Origin of the sequence: Natronococcus jeotgali DSM 18795, from assembly GCF_000337695.1 — an archaeon.
In the GTDB taxonomy this organism is placed as follows: Archaea; Halobacteriota; Halobacteria; order Halobacteriales; family Natrialbaceae; genus Natronococcus; species Natronococcus jeotgali.
The window spans coordinates 46448-69866 of sequence record NZ_AOIA01000114.1 but is presented as its reverse complement, the minus strand read 5'-3'; the positions used below and the strand labels follow the sequence as shown (position 1 = coordinate 69866).

28 protein-coding genes are annotated in these 23419 nt (G+C 68.1%); 13 read left to right on the top strand and 15 right to left on the bottom strand.

From position 1 onward, the window contains the following. Position 1 precedes the first annotated feature (1 nt). Entirely contained in the window at positions 2-613 is a 612-nt protein-coding gene (locus tag C492_RS11495) for a VOC family protein (protein ID WP_008423704.1), read from the bottom strand. 138 nt (positions 614-751) lie between these two features. On the opposite strand from C492_RS11495, the gene C492_RS11490 reads away from it, so the two are divergent. Next, on the top strand, positions 752-1978 hold the full coding sequence (locus C492_RS11490) for a thiolase family protein (RefSeq protein ID WP_008423702.1): 1227 nt from the start codon (positions 752-754) through the stop codon (positions 1976-1978). A gap of 66 nt (positions 1979-2044) precedes the next feature. Further along, positions 2045-3220 (top strand): CaiB/BaiF CoA transferase family protein, encoded by a 1176-nt coding sequence (locus C492_RS11485; RefSeq protein WP_008423700.1) that lies wholly within the window; start codon positions 2045-2047, stop codon positions 3218-3220. Positions 3221-3235: 15 nt separating this feature from the next. Here the strand turns inward: C492_RS11485 and C492_RS11480 are convergent, their stop codons facing one another. Next, a complete protein-coding gene (locus C492_RS11480; protein ID WP_008423698.1) occupies positions 3236-3754 on the bottom strand; it encodes a gamma carbonic anhydrase family protein in 519 nt (172 codons plus the stop codon). Positions 3755-3873: 119 nt separating this feature from the next. On the opposite strand from C492_RS11480, the gene C492_RS11475 reads away from it, so the two are divergent. Beyond that, on the top strand, positions 3874-4509 hold the full coding sequence (locus tag C492_RS11475; protein ID WP_008423697.1) for a metallophosphoesterase family protein: 636 nt from the start codon (positions 3874-3876) through the stop codon (positions 4507-4509). Between the two features lie 13 nt (positions 4510-4522). Here the strand turns inward: C492_RS11475 and C492_RS11470 are convergent, their stop codons facing one another. From C492_RS11470 to C492_RS11450, 5 genes are all read right to left on the bottom strand, one after another. Then, positions 4523-5320: an alpha/beta fold hydrolase gene (locus tag C492_RS11470; protein ID WP_008423695.1), complete on the bottom strand. Its 798-nt coding sequence runs from the start codon at positions 5318-5320 to the stop codon at positions 4523-4525. Positions 5321-5640: 320 nt separating this feature from the next. Further along, complete coding sequence (locus tag C492_RS11465; protein ID WP_008423693.1) at positions 5641-5961, bottom strand: hypothetical protein; 321 nt, start codon at positions 5959-5961, stop codon at positions 5641-5643. 154 nt (positions 5962-6115) lie between these two features. Beyond that, positions 6116-6802, bottom strand: a complete 687-nt coding sequence (locus C492_RS11460; RefSeq protein ID WP_008423691.1) for a hypothetical protein — start codon at positions 6800-6802, stop codon at positions 6116-6118. 62 nt (positions 6803-6864) lie between these two features. Continuing rightward, the gene (locus C492_RS11455) at positions 6865-7938 is read right to left on the bottom strand and encodes a Vms1/Ankzf1 family peptidyl-tRNA hydrolase (RefSeq protein WP_008423689.1); all 1074 of its coding nucleotides are present in this window, start codon (positions 7936-7938) and stop codon (positions 6865-6867) included. A 113-nt stretch (positions 7939-8051) separates the two neighbouring features. Then, a complete protein-coding gene (locus C492_RS11450) occupies positions 8052-9053 on the bottom strand; it encodes a DMT family transporter (protein WP_008423686.1) in 1002 nt (333 codons plus the stop codon). 204 nt (positions 9054-9257) lie between these two features. On the opposite strand from C492_RS11450, the gene C492_RS11445 reads away from it, so the two are divergent. After that, entirely contained in the window at positions 9258-10070 is an 813-nt protein-coding gene (locus C492_RS11445; RefSeq protein WP_008423684.1) for a helix-turn-helix transcriptional regulator, read from the top strand. A 103-nt stretch (positions 10071-10173) separates the two neighbouring features. Here C492_RS11445 and C492_RS11440 read toward each other — a convergent pair whose 3' ends face one another. From C492_RS11440 to C492_RS11425, 4 genes are all read right to left on the bottom strand, one after another. Continuing rightward, entirely contained in the window at positions 10174-10878 is a 705-nt protein-coding gene (locus C492_RS11440; protein ID WP_008423683.1) for a DUF2270 domain-containing protein, read from the bottom strand. Positions 10879-10943: 65 nt separating this feature from the next. Next, positions 10944-12314: a uracil-xanthine permease family protein gene (locus C492_RS11435; protein WP_008423681.1), complete on the bottom strand. Its 1371-nt coding sequence runs from the start codon at positions 12312-12314 to the stop codon at positions 10944-10946. Between the two features lie 77 nt (positions 12315-12391). Then, the gene (gene hpt, locus C492_RS11430; protein WP_008423680.1) at positions 12392-12994 is read right to left on the bottom strand and encodes a hypoxanthine/guanine phosphoribosyltransferase; all 603 of its coding nucleotides are present in this window, start codon (positions 12992-12994) and stop codon (positions 12392-12394) included. Between the two features lie 51 nt (positions 12995-13045). Next, positions 13046-14143, bottom strand: coding sequence for a glycerol dehydrogenase (locus tag C492_RS11425; RefSeq protein ID WP_008423678.1), 1098 nt, complete (start codon positions 14141-14143; stop codon positions 13046-13048). A 125-nt stretch (positions 14144-14268) separates the two neighbouring features. Between C492_RS11425 and C492_RS11420 the strand changes: the two genes are divergently transcribed. Further along, positions 14269-15933, top strand: coding sequence for a hydroxysqualene dehydroxylase (locus tag C492_RS11420; RefSeq protein ID WP_008423676.1), 1665 nt, complete (start codon positions 14269-14271; stop codon positions 15931-15933). A 458-nt stretch (positions 15934-16391) separates the two neighbouring features. Here the strand turns inward: C492_RS11420 and C492_RS11415 are convergent, their stop codons facing one another. Further along, entirely contained in the window at positions 16392-16655 is a 264-nt protein-coding gene (locus C492_RS11415) for a hypothetical protein (protein WP_008423674.1), read from the bottom strand. 105 nt (positions 16656-16760) lie between these two features. Then, complete coding sequence (locus C492_RS22995; RefSeq protein WP_083898846.1) at positions 16761-16913, bottom strand: C2H2-type zinc finger protein; 153 nt, start codon at positions 16911-16913, stop codon at positions 16761-16763. A 128-nt stretch (positions 16914-17041) separates the two neighbouring features. On the opposite strand from C492_RS22995, the gene C492_RS24885 reads away from it, so the two are divergent. The 8 genes from C492_RS24885 to C492_RS11385 all read left to right on the top strand — a co-directional run bounded on the left by C492_RS24885 (position 17042) and on the right by C492_RS11385 (position 20844). Then, positions 17042-17176 carry a hypothetical protein gene (locus C492_RS24885; protein ID WP_008423670.1) on the top strand — a complete coding sequence of 45 codons (135 nt, stop codon included), beginning with the start codon at positions 17042-17044 and terminating at the stop codon, positions 17174-17176. A gap of 131 nt (positions 17177-17307) precedes the next feature. Further along, positions 17308-17958, top strand: a complete 651-nt coding sequence (locus tag C492_RS11410) for a helix-turn-helix domain-containing protein (RefSeq protein WP_008423668.1) — start codon at positions 17308-17310, stop codon at positions 17956-17958. Positions 17959-18021: 63 nt separating this feature from the next. Beyond that, positions 18022-18414 (top strand): HalOD1 output domain-containing protein, encoded by a 393-nt coding sequence (locus tag C492_RS11405; protein ID WP_008423667.1) that lies wholly within the window; start codon positions 18022-18024, stop codon positions 18412-18414. Beyond that, complete coding sequence (locus C492_RS11400; protein ID WP_008423665.1) at positions 18407-18655, top strand: hypothetical protein; 249 nt, start codon at positions 18407-18409, stop codon at positions 18653-18655. Before C492_RS11405 ends, C492_RS11400 begins: the two co-directional genes overlap by 8 nt. Positions 18656-18932: 277 nt before the next feature. Next, entirely contained in the window at positions 18933-19103 is a 171-nt protein-coding gene (locus C492_RS24620; RefSeq protein WP_008423663.1) for a hypothetical protein, read from the top strand. 281 nt (positions 19104-19384) lie between these two features. After that, positions 19385-19753 (top strand): cupin domain-containing protein, encoded by a 369-nt coding sequence (locus C492_RS11395; protein ID WP_239643435.1) that lies wholly within the window; start codon positions 19385-19387, stop codon positions 19751-19753. Next, the gene (locus tag C492_RS11390) at positions 19750-19944 is read left to right on the top strand and encodes a hypothetical protein (RefSeq protein WP_008423659.1); all 195 of its coding nucleotides are present in this window, start codon (positions 19750-19752) and stop codon (positions 19942-19944) included. The genes C492_RS11395 and C492_RS11390 overlap by 4 nt, the downstream gene beginning before the upstream one ends. 63 nt (positions 19945-20007) lie before the next feature. Further along, the gene (locus C492_RS11385; protein WP_008423657.1) at positions 20008-20844 is read left to right on the top strand and encodes a helix-turn-helix transcriptional regulator; all 837 of its coding nucleotides are present in this window, start codon (positions 20008-20010) and stop codon (positions 20842-20844) included. A gap of 121 nt (positions 20845-20965) precedes the next feature. On the opposite strand, the gene C492_RS11380 is transcribed toward C492_RS11385, so the two are convergent. Both C492_RS11380 and C492_RS11375 read right to left on the bottom strand, forming a co-directional pair. Further along, positions 20966-21778, bottom strand: coding sequence for a CPBP family intramembrane glutamic endopeptidase (locus C492_RS11380; RefSeq protein ID WP_008423655.1), 813 nt, complete (start codon positions 21776-21778; stop codon positions 20966-20968). Positions 21779-22196: 418 nt separating this feature from the next. Continuing rightward, positions 22197-23303 (bottom strand): asparaginase, encoded by a 1107-nt coding sequence (locus C492_RS11375; RefSeq protein ID WP_083898845.1) that lies wholly within the window; start codon positions 23301-23303, stop codon positions 22197-22199. Positions 23304-23419 lie beyond the last annotated feature (116 nt).

Sequence of the window (23419 nt, the reverse complement as noted above, 5' to 3'; positions counted from 1 at the left end):
CTCAGCGCCCGGCGCCCGTCGGGGCGTCCGGCAGCTCGTACGTCTCGCTGTCGATCCCCAGCTCCTCGAGGGCCGCCTCGAGGTGGCGCTCCTCGGCGAAGTCGGCACCGTCCTCGACGCGCAGGCGCTGGGCGGTCGCCAGCACCTCGCCGCGGCGGTCGTCCGGGATATCGAACTTGTCGGTCGCGAGCTCGATCGTCAGTCCGTTGTGATCGCGGGTGTACAGCGAGTGGAAGATACCCCGATCGAACTCGTTGTAGCCCCGACCCGCGTCCTCGAGGGCCTCCCTGGTCTCGACGAACCGCTCGGGTTCGACCGAGAAGGAGAGGTGGTGGACCGAGCCGACCTGGTGGCGAAGCGGCTGTTCGCTGGACTGTCGGTCGTCGTTCACGAAGAAGGTGAGGATCCGCCCGTCGCCCGTATCGAAGAAGAGGTGCGTCGACTCCGGATCGTCGAGATTGGGCTGTCTGAGCACCAGCGGCATCCCCAGCAGGTCGCGGTAGAACTCGATCGTGTCGTCCTCGTTGCTGCCGATAAGGGTGATGTGGTCCGTGCCGGCGAGCTGGATCGGGCTGTCGGGTCGGTCGGCCGTGATCTCGGGATCGTCCGTCATCACCGTCGGATAGGGGCTCCGTGACGTAAACGGTTCCCACGCTCGGGGCGACGATCCGACCGACGAGCGATCGAACGATCCGAGGTCGCCGTCTCCGGGGCCCGAACGATTATCAGCGGAGTCGGGAACGTATACACTATGCAAACGGCAGTCATCGTCGACGCGGTACGGACGCCGTTCGGTAAGCGAGGCGGGTCGTTCCGAGACACCCACCCCCAGGACCTCGCGGCCGCGCCCCTCGAGGCCCTCGAGGAGCGCAACGGGTTCGACCCGGAGACGATCGAGGACGTGATCTACGGCTGCGTCACCCCAGTCGACGAGCAGGGGCTCAATATCGGTCGCATCGCGCCGATGGTCGCGGGCTGGGGCGACGGCGTGCCGGGCGTCCAGCTCAACCGGATGTGCGGCTCGGGCCAGCAGGCGGTCAACTTCGCAGCGACGAACGTGATGGCGGGCCAGCACGACGTGCTGGTCGCCGGGGGCGTCGAGCACATGACCCGCGTTCCGCTGGGCTCGGACGGCGTCGACGGCGTCGACGGGGAGAGCGCCGTCACCGACACGTACTTCGAGCACTTCGAGGAGCTGACCCACCAGGGCGAGGGCGCCGAGCGCATCGCCGAGAACTACGGGTTCGCGCGCGAGGAACTCGACGAGCTCGCGGTCGACTCCCAGCGGCGCTGGGGCGAGGCCTGGGACGAGGGACGGTACGACGACCAGGTCGTCCCCGTCGAGACCGAACTCGAGGGAGAGGAACGCGAGTCGCAGCGCGACTCGAACGGTCGAGCGGGGAGCGAAGCGACCCGCGAGACGGTCGTCGTCGACCGGGACGAACACCCCCGCCCCGAGACCGACCGCGAGACCCTTTCCGAGCTGCCGCTGTCCTTCCGCGAGGAGGGCGAGGGCGTCCACCACCCCGGTAACGCCTCGGGGATCGTCGACGGCGCCTCGGCGCTGCTGATCGCGAGCGAGGAGGAAGCCGCGGCCCGCGGCTGGGAGCCGATGGCCCGGATTCGACAAACGGAGGTCGTCGGCGTCGACCCCGTAACGATGCTCACGGGTCCGATCCCGGCGACCGAACGGATCCTCGAGCAGTCCGAGTACGAACTCGCAGACGTCGACCTGTTCGAGGTCAACGAGGCCTTCGCCGCGGTCGTCGCCGCCTGGCTCGAGGAGACGGGCGCCCCCTGGGAGCGAACCAACGTCAACGGCGGTGCGATCGCCCACGGCCACCCGCTGGGGGCGACGGGTGCGGCCCTGGTGACGAAGCTGGTCCACGAACTCGAGCGGACCGGGCAGGACGTCGGGCTCTCGACGATGTGTATCGGGTTCGGCCAGGGGATCGCGACGATCGTCGAGCGGGCGTAGCGCGAGCCCGGGGCAACGACCGCGCTCGAAGGTACTGTAAAGTATCGCTACCGAGACGCCTCCGGTATGCGACTCGACGGCGTTCGAATCCTCGATCTCTCGAGGCTGTTGCCCGGCCCGTACGCGACCCAGCTGCTGGCGGATTCGGGAGCGGAGGTAGTGAAAGTCGAAGACGCCGGCGCGGGCGACTACGCCCGGTCGATGGAGCCGCTCACGGATCGCGGGACCGGCGCGATCTTCGAGATGGTCAATCGGGGCAAGCGAAGCGTGGCGATCGACCTCAAAAGCGAGGACGGGCGAGCGGCGTTCTACCGGCTCGTCGCCGAGAGCGACGTCGTCCTCGAGAGCTTCCGTCCGGGCGTCGTCGAGCGACTGGGCGTCGACTACGAGACGCTGTCCGAGCACAACGCGGAGCTGATCTACTGCTCGCTCACGGGGTACGGCCAGAACGGTCCCTGGGCCGATCGGGCGGGCCACGACCTCAACTACGTCGCGATCGCGGGTCTGCTCGACATGACCAGGGAGTCCCCCGACGCGACGCCCCAGGTCCCCGGCTACCCGATCGGCGACATGGCCGGCGGGCTCTTCGCGGCGTTCGCGATCGTCGAAGCCGTCCTCGCGCGGGAGCTGGGCAACGCGGACGGCGAGTATATCGACGTCGCGCTGGCCGACGTCGTCGCCTCCTTCTCGCAGGCGGTCGCCTACCAGGCGCTCACCGGGGACCCCGCCGAGCCCAGACCGGGCGAGACGCCGCTGACGGGCGGGCTGCCGTGGTACGACAGCTACGAGACCGCCGACGGGAACTGGGTGACCCTGGCCGCCCTCGAGCCGAAGTTCTGGCGGGCGTTCTGCGAGGCCGTCGGTCGAGAGGATCTGGTCGCGGAGCACGGCTCGGACGACCCCGACGTGCGAGCGGCCCTGCGGGCCGAGCTCGAGGAGCTGTTCTGCCAGCGAACGCGCGACGAGTGGGAGGCGGCGCTGGCGGACGTCGACGGCGCCGTCACCGGAGTCTACGCGCCCGCGGAGTTAGACGAGCATCCGCAGTTTCGGGCCCGCGATCTCGTCGAGCGTCACGGGGACGCACCGCCGAGGATCGGGTTTCCGGCCCGTCACCGCGAGACGCCGACGGAAACGAGCGAGGCCGTCCCCGAACAGGGCGAACACACGCGGCGGTACCTCGCCGAGGTCGGCTACGACGAGGCGGCGATCGACCGTTTGCTCGAGTCGGGTGCCGTCCGCTGACCGCGCTGTCGGTACCTACTCGAACAGCTCCCCGTGTCGGTTCGCCAGATCCGTGTACGCCCCCGAGGAGAACTCCTCGAAGATCGCCTCGGGGTCGATCCCGGTCTCCGCCAGCGGCGTGACCTCGGCGGGGACGCCGCGGACGAACGACTCCGGCGGGATCGCGTACTCGTCGGGCACGACGGTCCCGGCGGCGACGATGCTGCCGGCCCCGACCGTCGCGCCGGTGTTGAGCGTGGCGTTGAACCCGACCAGCGCGCCCGTCTCGACGACCGCCTCGTTGAGGACGGCGCCGTGTCCGACCATCACCCGGTCCTCGAGGGTCGCCGCGTGCAGCGTGGCGTTGTCGCCGACGTGGGTCCCCCGTCCGACTCGAACGGGACCGACGTCGCCCCGCAGGACGACTCCGGGCCAGACGCTCGCCTCGGCCGCGACCGCGACGTCGCCGACGAGGACGGCGTCCCCGCTCACGCGGGCCTCGGCGTCGATCGACGGGCTGGCGCCCTCGAACTCGTAGGTTCGGCTGTCGACCATACCGAGAGGATCCACGACGGGGCGTATAACCGTTCGTCAGGCGATCCGTGACGGTCACCGCTCCCGACGGATCCACTCGCGGCCGACGGTATTTCCGGCTCCGACCCCTGGCTTCGGGTATGCTCGTCCTCGGTGACGCCCACGCTTCGGATCCGGATCGACGGGAGACGCTTCTCGAGCACTACCGACGGCTCGAGCCCGACGCCGTCCTCCAGGTCGGCGACCTCGAGCGCTACGAGCTGCCGGCGCCGACGTGGTTTATCGCGGGCAACAACGAGGACTTCGAGACGATCGAGGCCCTGCGGGAGGGGAAGACGGCGGGAACCCGGAACGTCCACCTCCTGGCGAGTTCGGCGGCGACCGTCGAGGGTGTCCGTGTGGCGGGGCTGTCGGGCAACTACGCGCCGACGAAGTACGACCTGCCACGGTCCGAGCTCTCCGGGCAACGGCGCCGACACTTCACTCACGAGGACGTCGAGCGGGCGGCCGAGCTCTCGGACGTCGACGTCCTGCTCGTCCACGAGGCGCCGACGGGACTGCTGTCGTACGGCTACGACCCCGGCTGCGAGCGCGTCGACGAGCTGCTCGAGGCGCTCTCGCCGGAACTCTGTCTGGTCGGCCACCACCACCGCCACCGCGAGGCCGAGCTCGAGGGGACCCGCGTCGTGAGCCTCGCACCGGTCTGGGAGCGCTACTACGAACTCGAGCCCGAGACGCTGGCGCTCGAGAGCCACGGGATCGACGCGGGCGAGTGAGGTCGAAGCGCCGTCACCGTCGAGGCGCGACGCGCTGGCGCACGAAGTTCCGGATCCGCGCAGTGTACGTCTCCGGTCGGTGGAGGTTGCAGATGTGGCCGACGCCCTCGAGCACCTCGATGCGTGCGTCCTGGGCGGCGGCCGCGTGGGCGCGCTCGCCCCGGCGCATGATCTTGTCGTTCTCGCCGTTGATGATCAGCGTCGGTCCCGGGTACGTCGAGAGCTTCTCCCGGAAGTCCACGCCCGCGACGTCCGGTCCCGCGTCGCCGAACTGCTTCGGGTAAAAGCCCGCCTCGATGATCGCCCGCTCGACGTCCGGTTCCAGATCGCGGTTGCGGACCCACCGCGTCGCCAGCCGTTCGACGGCGCGTTTCCCGACGTCGGGACGGGTGAGCAGGCGGGTGAGCGCGCCGTTGGCCCGCGTCGCCAGCTCCATGCCGCGGACGGGGTTCGCGCTGGATCCCGTGAGCACGAGTCCGTCGACCGCCTCCGGGTGGCGGGAGGCGTACTCGGTCGCCACGTAGCCCCCCAGCGAGAGCCCGACCAGCACCGCGCTGCCGTCGGTCGTGGTCTCGATCGTCTCCGCGAGGCGGTCGATCGCCGGCTCCATCCGGAAGCTCTCGTCGGCGTAGACCCCGTGACCCGGGAGGTCGAACGCGGCGACCCGAAACTCGTCGGCCAGCGCCCGCCGCTGGGGAAGCCACATCGTCCGGGTGAACATCGCGCCGTGGACGAACACGATCGCCTGTGCGTCCGCGGGTCCGTCGACGTCGACACCATCTCGTTCGCGGCTGTCACCGAATAGCGGCATCGGCGACGGTACGACGAGAAGCGACTTAGTTCGCGGCCCGGCAGCGGCTCCCGAACGTCGTCCCTGCGACCGATCGTCCCGAAGACTCGACCGATACGCCCGGAGACCCAGAGATCGGCCGTCGGACCGGCGCGCCGAACCCGGAGCGACGACCACCCGCGCGCCGAGGTCGACGCGGCAGCCGCATCCCTCTTCCATTCGTAAATCCTGGCATGCTATACAGAACCGGATACGGTCCGGTGACCGACGAAACGATCGAACGGGAGCACCGCTCGCGAACGGCCGTCGCGTCGCTCCCGGCGACGCGGCGTCGGTCGCCGTCAGGACGTCTCAGGGTCGTCCGGATCGACCGCCGCGTCCGTTCGGCGCGGCTCGTTCTCGTTCGTGATCTCGGCGTCGGCCCGAGGTCTCGTCCGGATCGCTGTCGGCGACCGCGGACGGCTCCGCGTCGACGCCGCGGCGCTGCGAGTCGACGTCCTCGAGGGTCTCGGCGGCGTCCCCGGTCGACGTCTCCCGACCGGGATCGTCGGCAGCCGACGACTCGAACCCGAGCGAGCGACCGTCCTCGAGGACGAGCCGTCCGTGCGCTCGCGGACGGCCGCCGGTTCGAGCGACCGCGTCTCGTCGGCGCCGGTGGCCATGGTGGTCGCCGACGAGCCTACCGTCGGCGGTTTCGACGCGAGTCGTCCTCCGCGAACGGCGATATGCGCCGACGGTATCGCGGTCGAGAAAAGTGCGTGGTACCTACGACGGTCGGTTTTCGTGGGACGGCTCGAGCGGATTCGGCGTCGGCTCTTACTCGGTCGCGGCCGTGGCGCCGTCGGTCCCGGACGCCGCCCCGCCCGTGGGACGGACGAACTCGCGCTCGAGGTGGATCCGGTTGGCGCTGATCTCGTCGACGTCGCCCTCCTCGAGGACGAAGGCGTCGCCGACCTCCGCGCGGCCGAGTCGAACCAGGAGCTGGTCCAGCGCGTCCGGGCGCGGTTCGACGCGGGCTCGATCGCCGCCGACCTCGGCGACGGTGCCGATAACCTTGCCGTCGGCGCGCTCGACGAGCTTCCCCAGTTCGTCGTCGGTGAACGTCCCCTCCGTGACGCTGCCGGCGCCTCCGGCGAGGGCGTCGTCGGAGGCGGCGCCGTCGGCTGACTCCGCGCCCGCCGTTCCGGACGGGGCGGTCGGCTCCTCGGCCTCGGCGGTGTCGTCCCGGGACGCGGCCGCCCGGTCGTCCTGGGGAGCGGCCGTGGCCGTCCGGTCCTCGCGGGTATCGGAGGCGGTCGCTCGGCCGTCCGCGGGAGCCACCGCGGCGACGCCGTCAGTTCCGAGCCGGTCGCTCCACGTCGAGGAGACGACGGGCGCGACGGCGAAAAACACCATGGCGAGCATGAACAACGCCAGCATGGCGGTCGCGACGATCGTGACGCCGTACGTGGGATCGAACGGGACGATACTCGCTGCGATGCCACCGGTAGTGACGAGACTCATTGACGTTAGTCCGGGTATTTCGTTCCGGCTCCTATGAGGATTTCTCTTCGCGGTCGGGACGATCACTCGATCGGGAACCGAAGGATCGCGCCGATCCCGTCGAAGGCGTCGGCAAAGCGGTCGCCGTTCGGAAAGTCGTCGGGGACGAGCAGCGTCTCGCCGCCCTGCTCTTCGGCGCGTTCGCCAAGCTCCTGGACGGTCGTCCCCTCGAGGGTCGTCGAGAGCAACAGCGTGTCGACGGCCTCGTACTCGAGGGCGTCGTCGACGTCGCTTTCTCCGTAGGCGACCTCGTCGGAGCCGACCTCGGCGAGGAACTCGTCGAGCGCGTCCCGGACCGCCTCGCGGTCGCGCTCCTCGATCGCCTCCTGGCCCCTCTCGGCGAGCTGCTCGAGGCCCTGTGCGGTGGCGTACTCGACGGCGAACTCGCCGGCGATGAGGTCCTCGAGCTCGTGGTCGAGGTCGGCCTCCTCCCGAAACCGTTCGACGGTCACCGTGGTGCCGCCGAGTAGCAGGCCGTCGATCCCGTCGTCCTCGAGGAACGTGACGGCGGCTCGGTCGGCGACGTCGTCGAAGAACTCGCGTTTCTGACGCTCGCGGTCGCGCTCGAAGCGCTCTGCCGACTGGCCGCCCGCGCTGGATTTGTCAGGGACGTCGCTGTCGAAGACGTCGATCTCCTCGACGCCCTCGTCGTCGAGTCGGCCAAGCGCCGCGCCGCCTCGCTCGACGACGAGCAGCCCGTAGGTCGCCGAGGGCTCGGTGACGGCCTCGAGCGGGGAGAGGTCGAACTCGTTGCCGTGCTCGTAGATCGACTCCTCGATCGCGACGGGGAGGTCGTCGAACGTCGCGGTCACGAGGTCGCCGTCGGGGACGCCGGCGTAGACGGCGAGTCCGTTTTCGGGCACCGCCTCGTAGTCGGTTAGTCGATCCCTGACCGCCTCGAGGGCGTCGACCAGCGGCTGTGAGAGCGACTGCTCGTCGAGCTGGGTCGCCTCGGCGTAGTCGGCCTCGACGGGCTGGCGGGCCTCGCCGATCGATTCGTCCGGGGGAACCGCCAGGGAGACCAGAACGTCGCGATCGGTAGCGGCGTTCGAGAGTCGATCGAGTCGTTCGTGGAGGTCGTAGTTCGAGAGTGACATAGGTACGACAGTCGATCCGGAGCGTCGCGGCGCGTCGGCCCCGAATCGGAACTACCCCGCCCTACGCGGGGCGGGCGATTAGGAATCGGGCCGGCGCTCTCAAGCACGCCCGCTCAGTCGGACCGGGAGGGACGGGAATCGCTTCGCACCGACGGTCGATCGGCCGATTCCGCGGCGTTCGACCGCGATCGTTCGAAGGGAAGCCACGCGCGTAGCCGCGGGCGGACGGCGATCGATTCGCTGCCGAGTACCGCAAAGCCCGCGAAGATCGTCAGGAAGCCGACGATCGCGAGCGGGGCGATCCGTTCGCCGAGGATCGCCCACCCGCCAAGCGTCGAGACGACGGGGACGACGTAGAATACCAGGTTCGCCTCGATCGCGCCCGTCTCGTCGAGCAGGGCGAAGTACGCGAGGTAGGCGAACACGCCGGCGAAGACGCTGACGTACCCGAGCGCGGCGACCGCGCCGGGAGCCCAGGTGATCGCGGACGCCGACTCGCCGGAAGCCAGCGACAGCGTGTGGGACAACCCCGCGGCGAGGGGCAGTCCCCAGGCGATCCGGACCGGACTCGAGAGGGTCGCGTCGACCCGCCGGATGAGGACGGCCCCGAGGGCGGCGCTCGAGGCGCCGGCGAACAGGATCGCGTACCCGAGGGCGTCGCCCCCGACCAGCAACTCGGGATCCGGACCGACGACGAGCGCGACGCCGACCAGACCCAGTCCCAGCCCGGTCGCGCCACGCCTCGAGATGCGCTCGCTCGAGAGCAAGACGGCGGCGAACACCGGCGTCAGGATGGGGTTGAGGCTGAAGACGATCGCGCCGACGGCGCTGGTCGCGTACTGCTGGCCGACGAACAGCAGCGAGTTCGCCAGCCCGATCACCAGCCCCCCGGTCGCGAGGACGCCGATGACGTCGCCGGCGGTCGTCGGAGTCAGCTCCGCCCGCGAGAACCGCACCGTTGCGTACGCGACCATGACGACGGCCGCGACGTCGAACCGCAGCGCCACGAACAGCAGGGGCGGGAAGTACTCGAGGCCGGCCTTCGCGGCGACGAACGTGCCGCCGAAGAAGAGGCTCGCGAGCGCGAACAGCGCGACCGTTCGTCGATCGGTCACCGATCGAACACCTCGGTCGGTTCGTCCGTAGAGAGTTGAAATTCCGGAAGCATCGTCGTACTACTCTGTAGGAGTCGTGGGGATATAATTTCGTTCGTAAAAAATTTCATAGTAAGAAAGGTGCGGCAGGGGCGACCGAGTTTCGTACCACGAAACTGTTTCACGGTACGAAAGCGATTTCCGACGGGACCGACGAGACGGAGTATGGAATCGGCACTCGAGGAGATCGAGTTCCTCGCGCTCTCGGAGAACCGGGTCGATGCGCTGGCGTTGCTCGCCGAGGGGCGGCGCACCCGCGGCGAGCTGGCCGAGGCGACGGGCGCCTCGCAGGCGACGCTCGGGCGCATCCTCCGGGACTTCGAGGAACGGTCCTGGATCGGACGCGACGGGGACGCTTACGCGGCGACCGCGACGGGCCGACTCGTCGCGGCGGGGGTGACCGATCTCCGGGAGATCCTCGAGGCGGAGCTGCGGCTCCGGGAGGTCGTCGACTACCTTCCAACCCAGGCGATGGACGTCGACCTGCGGCGGCTGGCCGACGCGACGATCACCCAACCCACCCAGATGCGGCCGAACGCACCGCTGTCGCGCCTGCTCGAGTTGCTGCGCGAGGGCGAGGACGTTCGGACGTTCTCCCACGCGTTCAACGAGCAGACGCTGACCGTCGTCGAGAACCGGACGGCCGCGGGCGAACAGCGGTTCGAAGGGGTCTTCTCCCGGCGCGCGATCGACGCCCTCGCCGGCGAGTCGGCGCTTCGCGATCGATTGCGATCGCTCGTCGCGTCCGATCGGGCCGAGCTCAGGGTCCGAGACGAGGGCGTTCCGATCGCGGTCATGATCGTCGACGACGTCGTGTGCCTGCTGCTTCGAGACGACAGCGGCGTGCTCAGGGCGGCGATCGACACCGACGACCCGGCCGTGCGCTCGTGGGCACGGGACACCTACGAGGACTACTGGCAGGCGGCCGACCCGCTCGAGGCCGACGCGTTCGACTCCGAGTCCGATAGTACCAACTGAAACTGTTTGCACACCGATCGCACAGTAGTCGTGCGATCGGGTGCGCACTGACTTTCAGTGGCTACTATAGCCGTCGCCAGCGGGGCCCGCGGAACCGATCGCCTCAGTCGACTCCGTCGTCCTTCCACTCGCCGGCCTTCTCGTCCTCCCGGAACTCGCCTTTCGCCTTGCGCTCGCGGGGCCACAGCGTGATCGCGACGACTGCGGCGTAGAACGCGCCGACGACCGCGAGGACGACGGCGCCGGACAGGGCGCCGACGCTCGCGGCCTCGAGGGGCGATTCGCTCGCGGCGAACGCGGTAATCCGGAAGAGCCAGGCGAGCAACAGGACGACCAGCAGCGCGAAGTAGATGCGCCGAAGGCGGTTCGCCACCGCCTCGCCGAGCGTGATCTTCATCGTCGGCGTTCGGTAGTCCTCGCCCAGCTCGGTCCGCCAGTTCCGTCGCTCGACCGATCCCGACGGATCGATCGCTTCCGCGAGCAGGTTCTCCTGGATCAACCGCACGCGCGATCGGTAGACGTCGTAGTCGCGGTACCGTCGGGACTCGATCAACAGGAACAGTCCGACGGCCAGCACGCCGACGAGGACGATGTAGTGTGGGTTGTCCGGACTCGAGAACGCCCACGTGAGGATGGCCGCCATCACCGTTACCGCCCAGGAGGTCGTCTGGTCGAGCCGTCCGCGCCAGGTCGTCTCCCGGTCGAGCTCGCCCCGGTAGGTGTCGCCGAGGATCGACGTCATATCGGTCACGTCGCCTTCGATCTCCGCGCCGATGTCCGGGGACGACCCCTCCGTGCGTTCGCTCATGGTACGCGGTATCGTTCGACGCCGAGGACGAAGTAGTTCGCTCCGCTTCGCGGACTCCCGAGGACTCAGTCGTCGCTCGGACCGGGTCGGGTGACGGACTCGAGCGCCGCCTCGTCGAACAGCGGACTCTGCTCGCCGGGGACGGCGGTGTTGAGCGCGAGCGCGGAGAGCGCCGTCAGGATGACGGGTTCGCCGAAGAACGTCCGCGCGGCCGGGGGAAGGCCCCGGATCGCCTCCGGCGTCGTCGCGATGCCGAGCCCGAGTCCGAGCGAGACGGCGACGATCACCATGTTCCGGCGATCGAGCTCGGTGTGCAGGACGATCAGCCGAACCCCGCTGGCGGCGACCATCCCGACCATCAGCAGCACCGCGCCGCCGAAGACGGCGCTCGGAATCGTCGTGACGACGGCGCCGATCTTCGGGCTCAGTCCCAGCAGGGCGAGGATACCCCCGCTGACGGCGACGACGTGGCGGCTCATCACGCCCGTGAAGCTGACGATCCCGACGTTCTGGGAGAACGTCGTGACCGGAAAGACCGCGAAGATCGAGCCCAGCGAGCTCACGACCCCGTCGGTGAGGAGGGCGCCGCGGACCTCCTCCCCGTCAGGTGAGCGACCCTCGACGGCCGTCATGCCGGACATGTCGCCGACGGTCTCCATCGCCGAGACCAGAAAGAGGAAGGCGAAGGTGACGATCGCGATCGGCTCGAACTCGAAGCCGTACCGGGTCGGCGAGGGGACGGCGATCCAGGACGCCTCGGCGATCGGCGAGAAGTCGACCATCCCGAGGGGGACGGCGACGGCGTAGCCGGCGACGATCGCCGCGAGAATCGAGAGCAAGCGGGCGACGCCGCGGGTAAAGAGGTTGAGTACGACCGCGATCGCGAGCACGAGCGCGGCCAGCCCGACGTTGTGCGCGGCGCCGAAATCGGCGGCGCCAGCACCGCCCGCGGCGTACTCCATGCCCGTCGGGATCAGGTAGAGGCCGATGACGACGACGACCAGGCCGGTAACGAGCGGCGGGAAGAAGGGTTTGACGCGGTCGAACTGCCAGCCGATGGCGCCCTCGACGGCGAACCCGCTGACGAGGACGGCGCCGAAGACCGCGGCCAGCCCGAACTCGGCGCCGACCGTGGTGATCGCCCCGACGAACGTGAAGCTGGTCCCCATCACGAGCGGGAGCTTCGCGCCGACGGGACCGATCGTGTACGCCTGGATCACCGTCGCCAGCCCCGAAAAGAGCAGGATCATCTGGACGATGTAGGCCGTATCCCCCGGTGCGAGTCCGACGCCGTCGGCGACGATGTACGCCACCGCGGTCGCCGGGACGATCATCACCGCGACGTGCTGGAGCCCGAGCAGGACCGACTTCGGCCACGGCGGTCGGTCGTCGAGGCCGTACTCGAGGTCCATCTCTCCGTCCCGTTCGGTCGACATCTGTGGCCGCCAGGTTGCGAACCGCCGTACAAAAGCGTTCGCAATGACGATCATCTCTTGCCTATTACAGCCGCTATCTATCCACTATCGTGGACAGAATCGGAGATCGCGCCCGCGTCGATCGACTCCGGCACGTCGTGGACGATCACCTCGCCGTCCTCGACGGTGATGTCGAGGAGGCTGGTCGCCTCGTAGGGCGTCTCGTCGAGCGCGGAGTCTCCGACCTTGCGCATCACGACGACGACGTCGACGATCTCGGCGCCGATCTCGTCGAGGGATTCACAGATCGCGGCCAGGGTCCCGCCCGTCGAGAGCATGTCGTCGAGGACCACCACGCGGTCGCCCTCCTCGACGTCGTTGATGTACATTTCCGACTCGGAGTAGCCCGTCTCCTGGTGGAGCGACACCTCCCCCTCGAGCCCGTAGGGGCGCTTGCGGATCACCACGAGCGGGATGTCGGTCTGTAAGGAGACCGCGGTCGCGAGGTGGATCCCCATCGCCTCGGGGGCGACGATCGTGTCGACCTCGAGGTCGGCGGTTCGCATCACCTCGACGACCACCTCCCGCAACAGCGCGGGCTCGAGCTGGGGGACGCCGTTGCTGATCGGGTGGACGAGGTACTCGTAGCCGTCCTTGTCGATGATCGGTGCGTCGTCGAGCGAGGCGAGCAGACGCTCCATGGCGTGGGTTCGACCAATCCGAGTAAAAGCGGTTCGTTCTCCGCGGGCGACTCAGTCGTCCGCGCGACGCCGCGCGCCCAGGTCGTCGGCCGCCACCAGCGCGTCGCGGACCTCCTCGACGCTCGCGTCGAAGGCGTTGTGGATCGTCTCGCCCTCGTCGACGGTCGCCCGCGCGACCCGCTCGAGGTCGTCCTCGGAGGGATCGTCGACGCCGACCTCCTCGAGCGTGACGGGCAGTCCGAGCGCGATCGAAAACTCGATCACGTCGTCGACGAACGCGTCGTCCCGTCCCTCGAGGACGAGCTGGGCGATCGTTCCGACGTTGACCTTCTCGCCGTGGGTCGCGCCGTGGGCGGCCTCGAGCTGCGTGAGCCCGTTGTGGATCGAGTGGGCGGCGGCGATCCCGCCGTTTTCGAACCCCAGTCCGCTCAGGAGCGTGTTCGCCTCGGTCACCGCCTCGACGCTCTCGGTGACGGTCCCCTGCTCGACGGCTCGGACCGCCGAGCGGCCGTGCTCCCGCAGGAGGTCGTAACAGAGTCTCGAGAGCGAGTGGGCGGCGCGAGTCGGCCCCTCGCCGAAGAAGTTCTCCCCGTCGGCGCGGCGAACCGCGTCGGCCTCGAACCAGGTCGCCATCGCGTCGGCGATCCCCGATCTGAAAAACCGCGCGGGGGCTCCCGCGACGATCGCGGTGTCGACCAACACCAGGTCGGGATGGGCCTCGTAGAACCAGTAGCGCTCGAACTCGCCCTCGTCCGAGTAGATCACCGACAGCGCCGACGTCGGGGCATCCGTCGAGGCGATCGTCGGCAGCGAGACCATCGCCCCGCCCGCGTTCTCCCGGACGGCCTTGGCCGTGTCGAGGGCCTTCCCGCCGCCCGCGCCGACGATCGCGTCCGCACCGGTCTCGCGTGCGATTCCAGTGAGGCGATCGATCTCGGCCTCCGAGGCCTCGCCGTTGAACTCCTCGAGGGTCGGCTCGACGTCGGCGTCCCGAAGACTCGCCTCGGCCCGGTCGCCGACGATCTCGAGGACGTCCGCGTCGGCGAGCACCAGCGCCGACTCCGCGACGGGCTCGAGCCGATCGCCGAGCTGGTCGAGCGCGTCGCGGCCCTGTACGTACGCTGCCGGTGATTTGAACGATCGAATCATGCGAATACCTCCCACCACACAGGGACAAATAGGCGTTTCCTCGGAAACCGACAGGTCCGGAATGGACGATCGGGGAACCACTGTTAGGCCTGCCCGTTAGGTGCGTCGTCGGTCTAGTCGCTGTAATGACCAAGGTTTCCGTAGTCGGCGGCGGGATCGGCGGGCTCACCGCAGCGCAGGAACTCGCCGAGCGGGGGTTCGACGTGGCCGTCTACGAGGCCAACGATCGGTTCGGCGGGAAGGCCCGTTCGATGCCGATCGACGGCGACCCGGACGGGCTACAGGGCGAACACGGGTTTCGCTTCTTCCCGGCGTTCTACCGCCACGTGATCGACACGATGGAGCGGATCCCCGACGGAACGGGCAGCGTCGCCGACAACCTCGTCGAGACCGAGGCGACGCTGATCGCGAGTACGCACCGTCCGGATCGGGTCGCGGAGACGCGGAGTCCGGACTCGCTGCGGGGCTGGCTCGAGGCGCTCCGGCCGGCGTTCGCCGAGGACCTGCCGCCCGGGGACGTCCGGTTCCTGCTCGAGCGGCTGGCGTACCTGCTGACGGCCTGCGAGGAGCGCCGCGAGGAGGAGCTCGACGACGTCTCCTGGTGGGAGTTCATCGACGCCGAGAACCGCTCGCAGGAGTTCCAGGATCGGCTCGCCTTCGCCACGCAGTCGCTGGTCGCGCTCCGGCCGGAGGTCGGCAGCGCCCGGACGATCGGGACGATCTACCTGCAGCTGCTGCTCGGCCAGCTCGACCCGACCAGGCCGACCGAACGGATCCTGAACGGGCCGACCAACGAGGTCTGGATCGATCCCTGGGTCGCGTCCCTCGAGGATCTCGGCGTCGAGCTCCACCCCGAGACGCCGGCCCGCGGACTCGCGTTCGACGGGCGGCGAATCGCGGGCCTCGAGCTGACCGACGGGCGTCGAGCGAGTGCCGACGAGTACGTCCTCGCGGTACCCGTCGAGGTGGCCCCGGAGTTCGTTACGCCGGGGATGGCCCGCGTTGCGCCCGAACTCGGACGGATCGAGCGCCTCGAGACGGCCTGGATGAACGGCATCCAGTTCTATCTCAGCGAGGACCTCGAGCTGACCCGCGGCCACCAGGTGTACGCCGACGCCCCCTGGGCGCTGACGTCGATCTCCCAGCGGCAGTTCTGGACAGGGTACGACCTCGAGGAGCGCGGTCCCGACGAGGTCGAGGGCGTCCTCTCGGTGATCGCCTCCGACTGGGACACACCCGGAATCGTCTACGACAAGCCCGCCCGGCGGTGTTCCCGCGAGGAGATCGCGACGGAGATCTGGGAGCAACTCAAACGGCACCTCGACGGTCCCGGAACCGAGCTCGACGACGGTCTGCTGGTCGACTGGTTTCTCGATCCCGCGCTCGTCGAGGTCGGCGGTGCGTCGGAGACGCACCGGGGAGACGGGGACGCCGCCGGCGGCGTCGAGAACCGCTCCCCGCTGTTGGTCAACACGGTCGGCTCGCTGCGGAGCCGTCCCCCGGCCGACGTCGGGATCGAGAACCTGACGCTGGCGAGCGACTACGTCCGGACCAACAGCGATCTGGCCTCGATGGAGTCGGCCAACGAGGCGGGCCGCCGGGCGGCGAACGCCGTCTGTCGGCGCTGCGGTGTCGGCGATGCGGCGCGGATCTGGGAACTCGAGGAGCCGGGGGCGCTCGAGCCGTTCAAGCGCCAGGATCGAATCCGGTACCGGCTCGGGCTGGCACATCCCGCCGAGGTAACCCAGTCGCTGCGGACCGTCGCCAGCCGAGTCGGGATCCGTCGCTGACCCGCGAGTCCGGGGACTCGTTCCCGAACTCGAGAAACTCTCCCGCAGTACTTTGCCGTCTCTCGCCGTCCTCCTGGTCCTGCCGATCCTGCTGATGCTCTTCGCCTGGCCGATGATGGGCGTGTGGAGTGGAGAGCACATGTGGGGCTGGAACGGATCGACCGGCGTCGGGGGGACGATGATCGTCTCCTGGCTGGTTCCGCTGGCGGTCGTCCTCGGCCCCGGGTATCTGCTCTACCGCGGAGTGGCAGCCTCCTCGACCCGACGCTCGGACCGGGCACTCGAGGAGCGACGCGTGGCCTACGCCCGCGGCGAACTCTCCGAGAGGAGTTCGAGCACCGACGGGAGCGGCTCCGACGCGACGAACGGTGAACGCTCAGAACAGACGTCTCTACGGCTCCCTCGGTCGGACGCGAACGCGACTCCGCTCCGGGTTCGACGACGGACCGGACGGGCCGTTACTCGGACGGCGAGGTTACGCGGAGTTCGGTATCGACCTCGTAGAGGTACCCGCGCTCGAGCAGCCGCGCGAGCGCGTGCTCGGCGTCCGCACACTCGAGGGCGAGTTCCTCGTCGGCGCGCAGGATCGCCACCGCTCGGTCGCGATCGACCGCGGGCACTTCGCCGCCCGCGGTCGAATCGACGATCCGGGCCGAGAGCACGGCGTACGCGTCCGTGATCCAGTCCGGAAGCGGCGGTCGCGGATCGTGGGTCAGGGACATCTATCAGCTCACCCGTATCTATTCTCTTCGTGATAGTATTAGTTAACTGTATTCCTCGGTGACACCAACGGAGAATCGACGTCACACCGGCCTCGTCTCGGGAGCTTACGGCCTTTTAGTGTCGATTTCGGCGTCCTCGTGCTCGCTCTCGCCGTGGTCCTCGAGCGCTTGCTGGGACTCGAACGTCGCGTCGCAGACCGGACAGACGAACGGGTCGGACTCGTCGACGTCCTCCTCGTCGCGCGGATCCATTGGCATGAGAACACACAACAATATCCGCAGTATTAATTGTGTGGGTTGCACGCGATGGGTGCGGCCGCGAGCGACGAACCGGCGCTGACGGTGCGCGCAGCGAGCTTTTCAGTGTGACCGCGGTACGTACGCGTGTGGTTCGACTCTCGACGGTCGTCATCGCGGTCGGAATCGCCAGAGGAGTACCCCTCCCGCCGCCGCTGGGGATCGTCTCCGGTGTCCTGCTGACGCTGCTCGGCGTCGCCCTCAGGACCGTCACCGAGTACTAGCCTCGCGGGTAGCCAGCTCCGGACGCGACGCCCGGACGAGCCGGCGGCGGTATCGGCTCGCCCGTCGCGTGTCGGGACTCGAGGCGAACCGCACGGCGGTAGACCTTTGAGCGCTCGCGACGAGCATCGGTATGGCGATCGAGGCCTCGTTCAGTGCGACGAAAGGTGAGTTTCCGCTCGCCGAGGTGTTCTCGAAGTTCCCCGACGCCCAAATCGAGCTCGATCGGGTCGTGCCCACGAACGACGTGTTGATCCCGTACTTCTGGCTCGAGGGGGACGACTCCACGGAACTCAATCTGGAGGGGATCGACCACCCCGGGATCGACGACCTCCGCGTCGTCGACGACGTCGACGGGGAGCTGTTCGTCCGCATCGACTGGGACTTCGAGTACGAGAGCGTGCTGACCGCGATCCTCGAGACCGACGTCGCGCTCGTCTCGGCGGTCGGTCGGGAGGGCGAGTGGACGTTCGAGGTCCGGGCCGAGGAACAGCGGGCGGTCTCGGAGTTTCAGTCGTACTGTACGGACCACGAGATCCCGATCGAACTCACGGAGCTGCACGCGCTCTCGCCGCTGCAGTCGGGCCAGGAGTACGATCTCACCGAGGCCCAGCGCGAGGCGCTGACGCTCGCGTACGCCCGCGGCTTCTACGACTCGCCGCGGCGGGCCACCCAGGCGGAGGTCGCCGAGGACCTCGGGATCTCCCGGCAGGCGCTGGCCTCCCGACTCCAGCGGGGCACCAGACGCCTGATCGCGAGCACGCTGATCGGTACCGCCGAATGAGCTTATAAAGAGGTTACGTACGTAAAAGTCACCCTCACGTGCCGGCCGTTCGATGTTTCAAGCATGATCCACCGTAATCGATCTACCGCGTCGTCGGGTTCCGGTTCGAGATCCCGGGACGACGACGAACTCGAGGGGGGAGCGCTCGATCTCGTGCCGTCGGCGACCGCCCTCGACCGCCGCGCCGACGGGCGACGGTACGAACTCGAGTACGATCCGTCGGCGGACCCGGCGAGCCAGGCGGTCGTGGCCGCCGTCGCGGCGTTTACCGAAACCGACCCGGCGGCGCTCGAGCCGCTGCACGCGGCGGTCGACACGGACGCGCTCGACGCGCTGTTTCGTCCGCCGACCGACGCCAGCCGTCGCGTCGCCTTCCGGTACGGTCGCCTCGAGATCACCGTCGGGAGCCCGGGGACAGTGACGGTAACCGAGACGACCGTCGAGACCGATGGGTGACGAGGACGAACTGCCGAGCGCCGGCGCCGACCGAGTGATCGAGCGGGGGGATTCGTACGACCACGAGCGGTACGGCCGGGTCGAAGTCACGGGGATCTGGAAGGGAATCGACGGCGTGGACACGACCCGCGAGGCCGACGAGAAGGACGTCTACATCGTCCGCTACGCGGCCGAAGAGGACGGCGAACGGGTCGACGAGCTCACCGATACGCTCGAGGAGTTTCTGGACGCGATCGAGTGAGGCGTTTCTCGCCCGCTCGAAGGCGATTCCTTGCGACGCCCGGATAGCGATCGGAACGTACACCCCGCGTGCGACGACTCCGCCGAGGACGAGAACCTATCGCGGGACGATCGAGAGTGTCACATCCACGCGAGAGAACGCTCACGACTGACGTCGTGCTGGGGACGGTGACGCCGTCCGCGAGGCGGTCTCCGGCGGTCACCGACGGTCGTCACCAGTCGGGACTGTCATACTCTGGACGAAGTTTTACGGGCGTTCGCGACGGTGCATCCGTTACATGGCCGACCTCATCCAACGAACCGCAGACGGCATCGACGATCTCTCGCGAGCGGTCTGGGACGACTCGAGTCAGCTCGAGAAGGCGATCGTCGCCGTCTTCCTCATCGTCACGGGGTTGGCGATCCCGGTCGTTCCGATCGTCATGGTGGCCCGGTACGTCGCCAACTGAGTTCGGCGACTACCCGCTCGAACGCGAGTATCGAAGAGGCCGTCGGCACCCCTCGCCTCCCCTGGCGGCCTCAGCGGCGAATCGCCGGTAGTTCCGCCGAGTACGTTCCCGAGCGTTGTCACGATATTCGACCGGTGAATATATTCACTAGATACCTACACTTCCCTCGGGACCGTGGGTAGAAGTACCAGGGGACGGCCCGCGTAGCCGAGTCGTGCGGGGGCGAATCCGTCTTCTGGATTCAGGTGTCCAAAATGAGACAACACAAACGAGACGTGCCGGTGAGGGTCGACACGCCGGCCGCCGTCGCTCGCCAGCAGACGGAGTTCGGGGACGCAAGCCAGTACGGGGAACTCAGCGGAGAGTACTTCACGCTGGCCGCCGGAACGGATATCTCGGCGCTGCTGGAGGGGCTCGAGGACGACCTCTGCCAGTGTCCCCACTGGGGGTACGTTCTGGAGGGGACGCTCACCGCCAGCTACGCGGACGGGAGCGAGGAAGTGACCGAAGCCGGCGAACTGTTCCACTGGCCTCCCGGCCACACGGTTCGAGCGCAGGCCGATTCGGAGATCGTCATGTTCAGTCCGCAGGACGAACACGCCGAGGTCATCGATCACATGTTGGGACGACTGGACGAGAGTACGCGATGAGGTCCGCGCCGGCGCCGACGGATCCGGATCCGGTCGCGGAGGTCGCCTGTCCGGAGTGTGATGCCCCGGTGGCGGTATCGGTGCCCGACCGCGAAGCCGAGCCGACGGTGCGCCCGTACGTCGCGGCCTTCGGAGACCACAGCGTCGCCCGCTGTTCGGCCGGCCACGAGTTCTGGGTGTACTACTGCTGAGGGCGGACCCGGATACTCGTGGTCCGCACGAAACGTATTATACTCGGAGTGGTACTAGATAGCATGGATCCGGCAGTTCGGGACATCGCGTTCCTGGCGCGGTCGGAACACCGCGTCGAGGCCCTCGAGACGCTGTTCGACGAGCGGTGCGATCGGCGCGAACTCCGCGCCGCGACGGGGGCGTCCGATCCCACGATCGGGCGCGTCCTTCGGGCCCTCGAGGACCGGTCCTGGATCGTCCGCGACGGCCCCCGCTACGAACTCACGCCGCTGGGTGAGTACGTGACCGACCGCTTCCTGGAGTTGCGCGAGGGGATGAAAACGGGGCGGACGCTCCGCGAGATCTGGCGCTGGCTGCCCCGGGAGATGGAGGGGTTCGCCGTCGAACACTTCGAGGACGCCGTCGTCGCGTACCCCGGGCCGAACTACCCCTACGAGCCCGTCGATCGGGTCACCCGTCTACTGGAGTCGACCGACTCCATCCGGGGACTCGGAACGACGATCTACAAGTCGGGCAACCTCGAGACGTTTTGCCGACGCGTGATCGACGGCATGGAGACGGAGTACGTCTACTCGCCCCCGATCCTCCGGGCGATCGTGAACTGGGACCCCGATCGGACCGCTCGGGCCCTCGAGTGCGACAACTGTACCGTCTTCGTACACGACGCGCTTCCGGACGACGACCGCTGCGGACTCAACATCATGGACGACCGCATCGGCATCTGCGGCCACGATCCCGACTCCGCCCAGCTCGAGGCCGTGATCGACACGGCCTCCCCCGAAGCCCGCGAGTGGGCCGAAACCGTCTACGAGCGGTGCCGAGAGGAGGCGCGCCCGCTCGAACCCGAGGAGCTACGCGTCGACGAGCGGGAGGTGCCGCTGTACGTCGAATCGGGGTAGTACGGTCGGTGGCGGTACTGAGAGGGAGTTTCGGCTCCATCGCACGTCCGTCCAGCAGACGGACGCCGCGTTCCACGACCGCCCCGGTCACAGCCGCCTCGAGTCGACGGTCGCCTCACCGTCAGGTCGCCGCGATCAGGACGGTGGAGACGGCGACGAGGGCGACGTGGAACGCGGCGTGTGCGATCATCGCGGTCTCGAGGGACCGTCGCCAGAACAGCCAGCCGAGGACGACCCCGACGAGCGCGTTCAGCAGGACGGTGCGGACGATCAGGGGGGTCGTGAGCCCGATCGTCGAGGCGAGCGCGGGCAGGTGACCGAGACCGAACGCGACGGCGCTCACCGCGATGGCGACCCACACGATCGTCCCGGACGGCGCCTCGGTCGCGTCGCCGACCCTGTTTCGTCCCCACCAGAGGACGTACGCGAGGGGTGCCATGAACCCCCAGCGCAACAGGAGCTCCTCGGTGATCCCGCCGTAGAGCAGTCGCATCGGAACCGACGCGAAGAGCTCGCGCAGGGCTTCCCCGTCCGTCGGACTGGCGTCGGCGGGGAGCCGCGTGAACTGTGCGAACGCGATGTCGAGGACCGTGACGACGACGAACAGGCCCGCGCCCAGCGCCGCCGCGAGCGGAAGCGAGTCTCGCACCTCGCCCCAGTCCGGGGTCCCGCCGGCCGCCCACGCGAACGTCTGGGAGTCGAACTCGAGGCGCGGGGCCGTGACCGCGCCGAGGACGACGGCCACCGCCAGCAGGAGCGCCGAGTTCGCCGACGCGATCGCCACCAGCGTCGGATACGAGACCGTCGACAGTTCGGGGAGGTCCCGCAGCGCCGGAACCGAGTAGACGGCCAGGGCGATCACGCCGACCATCCCGAGTGCGAACAGCGCGATCGCACCGCGGGCGGAGCCGGTCCAGTTTCGGGTATCGGTCATTGCGGAGAATTGATCTCACACTCGTCAAGAAGGTACTGATGGACAATGACTGTCGATCCGAGCGCGTCTCGCTTTCTCCGTCGGCACTTCGAGAGGATTGCCCGTCTCTGTCTCTTAGCTGGCGTTCCTGGTGCTTCTCGAGTGAATAGTTGTCATATAGCAGGCTATTCCGAAAAGTCGACGTGAGATTCGTAGCCGGCACCCGGATCACGAAAAATGATTATTAGTCGATAGTGTCAGGGCTGATAGTATCAGGAGTGATCACTCGAGACCGTATTGAGCAGCCGTACCCCGTTAGGAAGTCTGGCTGGTCGGTGGTAGTTGGGTACCCTACCGTTCGGGAACGGCCCCATCAGGAAGATACTGCAGATCGCGAGCATCTCACGGATCGGACTGCGAGCGGGTCGGCCGATCGCGTTTACCACTCTCCGAAGCAGTTCTGAATACGCTCCAAGTCGTCGTACGCCTCGAGTGCCAGCAACAGCTTGATTCGCGCCTTGTGGGCTGGGAGGTCGTCACCGCTTATGGCGCCGTGGCTCCGAAGCGTCTCACCGCCGCCGTTGCCGTAGATTGCGCTCAACGGTCCGGCGTGGGATCGCGAGGTTACGACGACGGGGATCCCGCCGTCGATCGCGTCTCGTACGGCGTGGCTCAGCGTCTCGTTCGTGTTCCCGAGACCGAACCCATTGAGGACGATCCCGTCGTCGCCTTCCTCGATCGCGAACCGGAGCTGTCGGTCGCTCATCCCCTGTCCGGAGGAAATGATCGAGACGGTTTTGTCGGTACGGAGAGCGTCGATCGACTTGGAGTAGCTCCCCGGCTCCCGGTACAGCCGAACGTCGTCGCGGGTGAACTGGGCGATCGGTCCCTTATCCGGCGACTCGAACGTCTCGAGCTTACGCGTGTGAGATTTCGTCACGTCGCGGGCCGCGTGCAACTCCTCGTTGAACGCAACGTAGACGCCGCTACGGATCTCGTCGTGGGCCGCGGCGCGAAATGACGTCACGAGGTTCGCTGGCCCGTCGGCACTGACCTCATCGGGGCGGCGCTGGGCGCCGGTGAAGACGATCGGGATATCGAGTTCGAGCGCCAGATCGAGGTGGTAGGCCGACTCCTCCATCGTGTCGGTGCCGTGGGTGACGACAATCCCGTCGACGACGTTTTCGGTCTCCTGGGCCTTCTCGCCAAGTTCGGCGACGTGCTCCTGCTCGATGTTGAAGCTTCCGAGCTGGGTGACTTGATCGACCAGGATCTCGTCAGCGTACTCGTTGAGCTCAGGCACCGATTCGATCAACGCCTCGCCGCTTTCGGACGGTGAGGCGCCGCCGTCGCCTGGCGTGCTCGCGATCGTGCCGCCCATACTCAGTACCTGGACGACTGTGCCGCCGTATACCGGTTGCTCGTCGGCTTCGTTCGACTCCTCCGCCTCGTCAGTGTCTGCGGCAGCGCTGCTCGTGAGGGCTGTTCCGCCGGTAATTCCTGCCAATTGCATGAACGACCGTCTGTTAGCACCGTACTTAGCCATCGTGTGACACGTAAACAGATAACAAAATAAGAGTACGCTTCTCTGCAAAATAAGATTCAGAGCGAGGAGGGGGTAGTGCTATTTGTAGATGCCAGTAACAGGACGGAGCATATGTC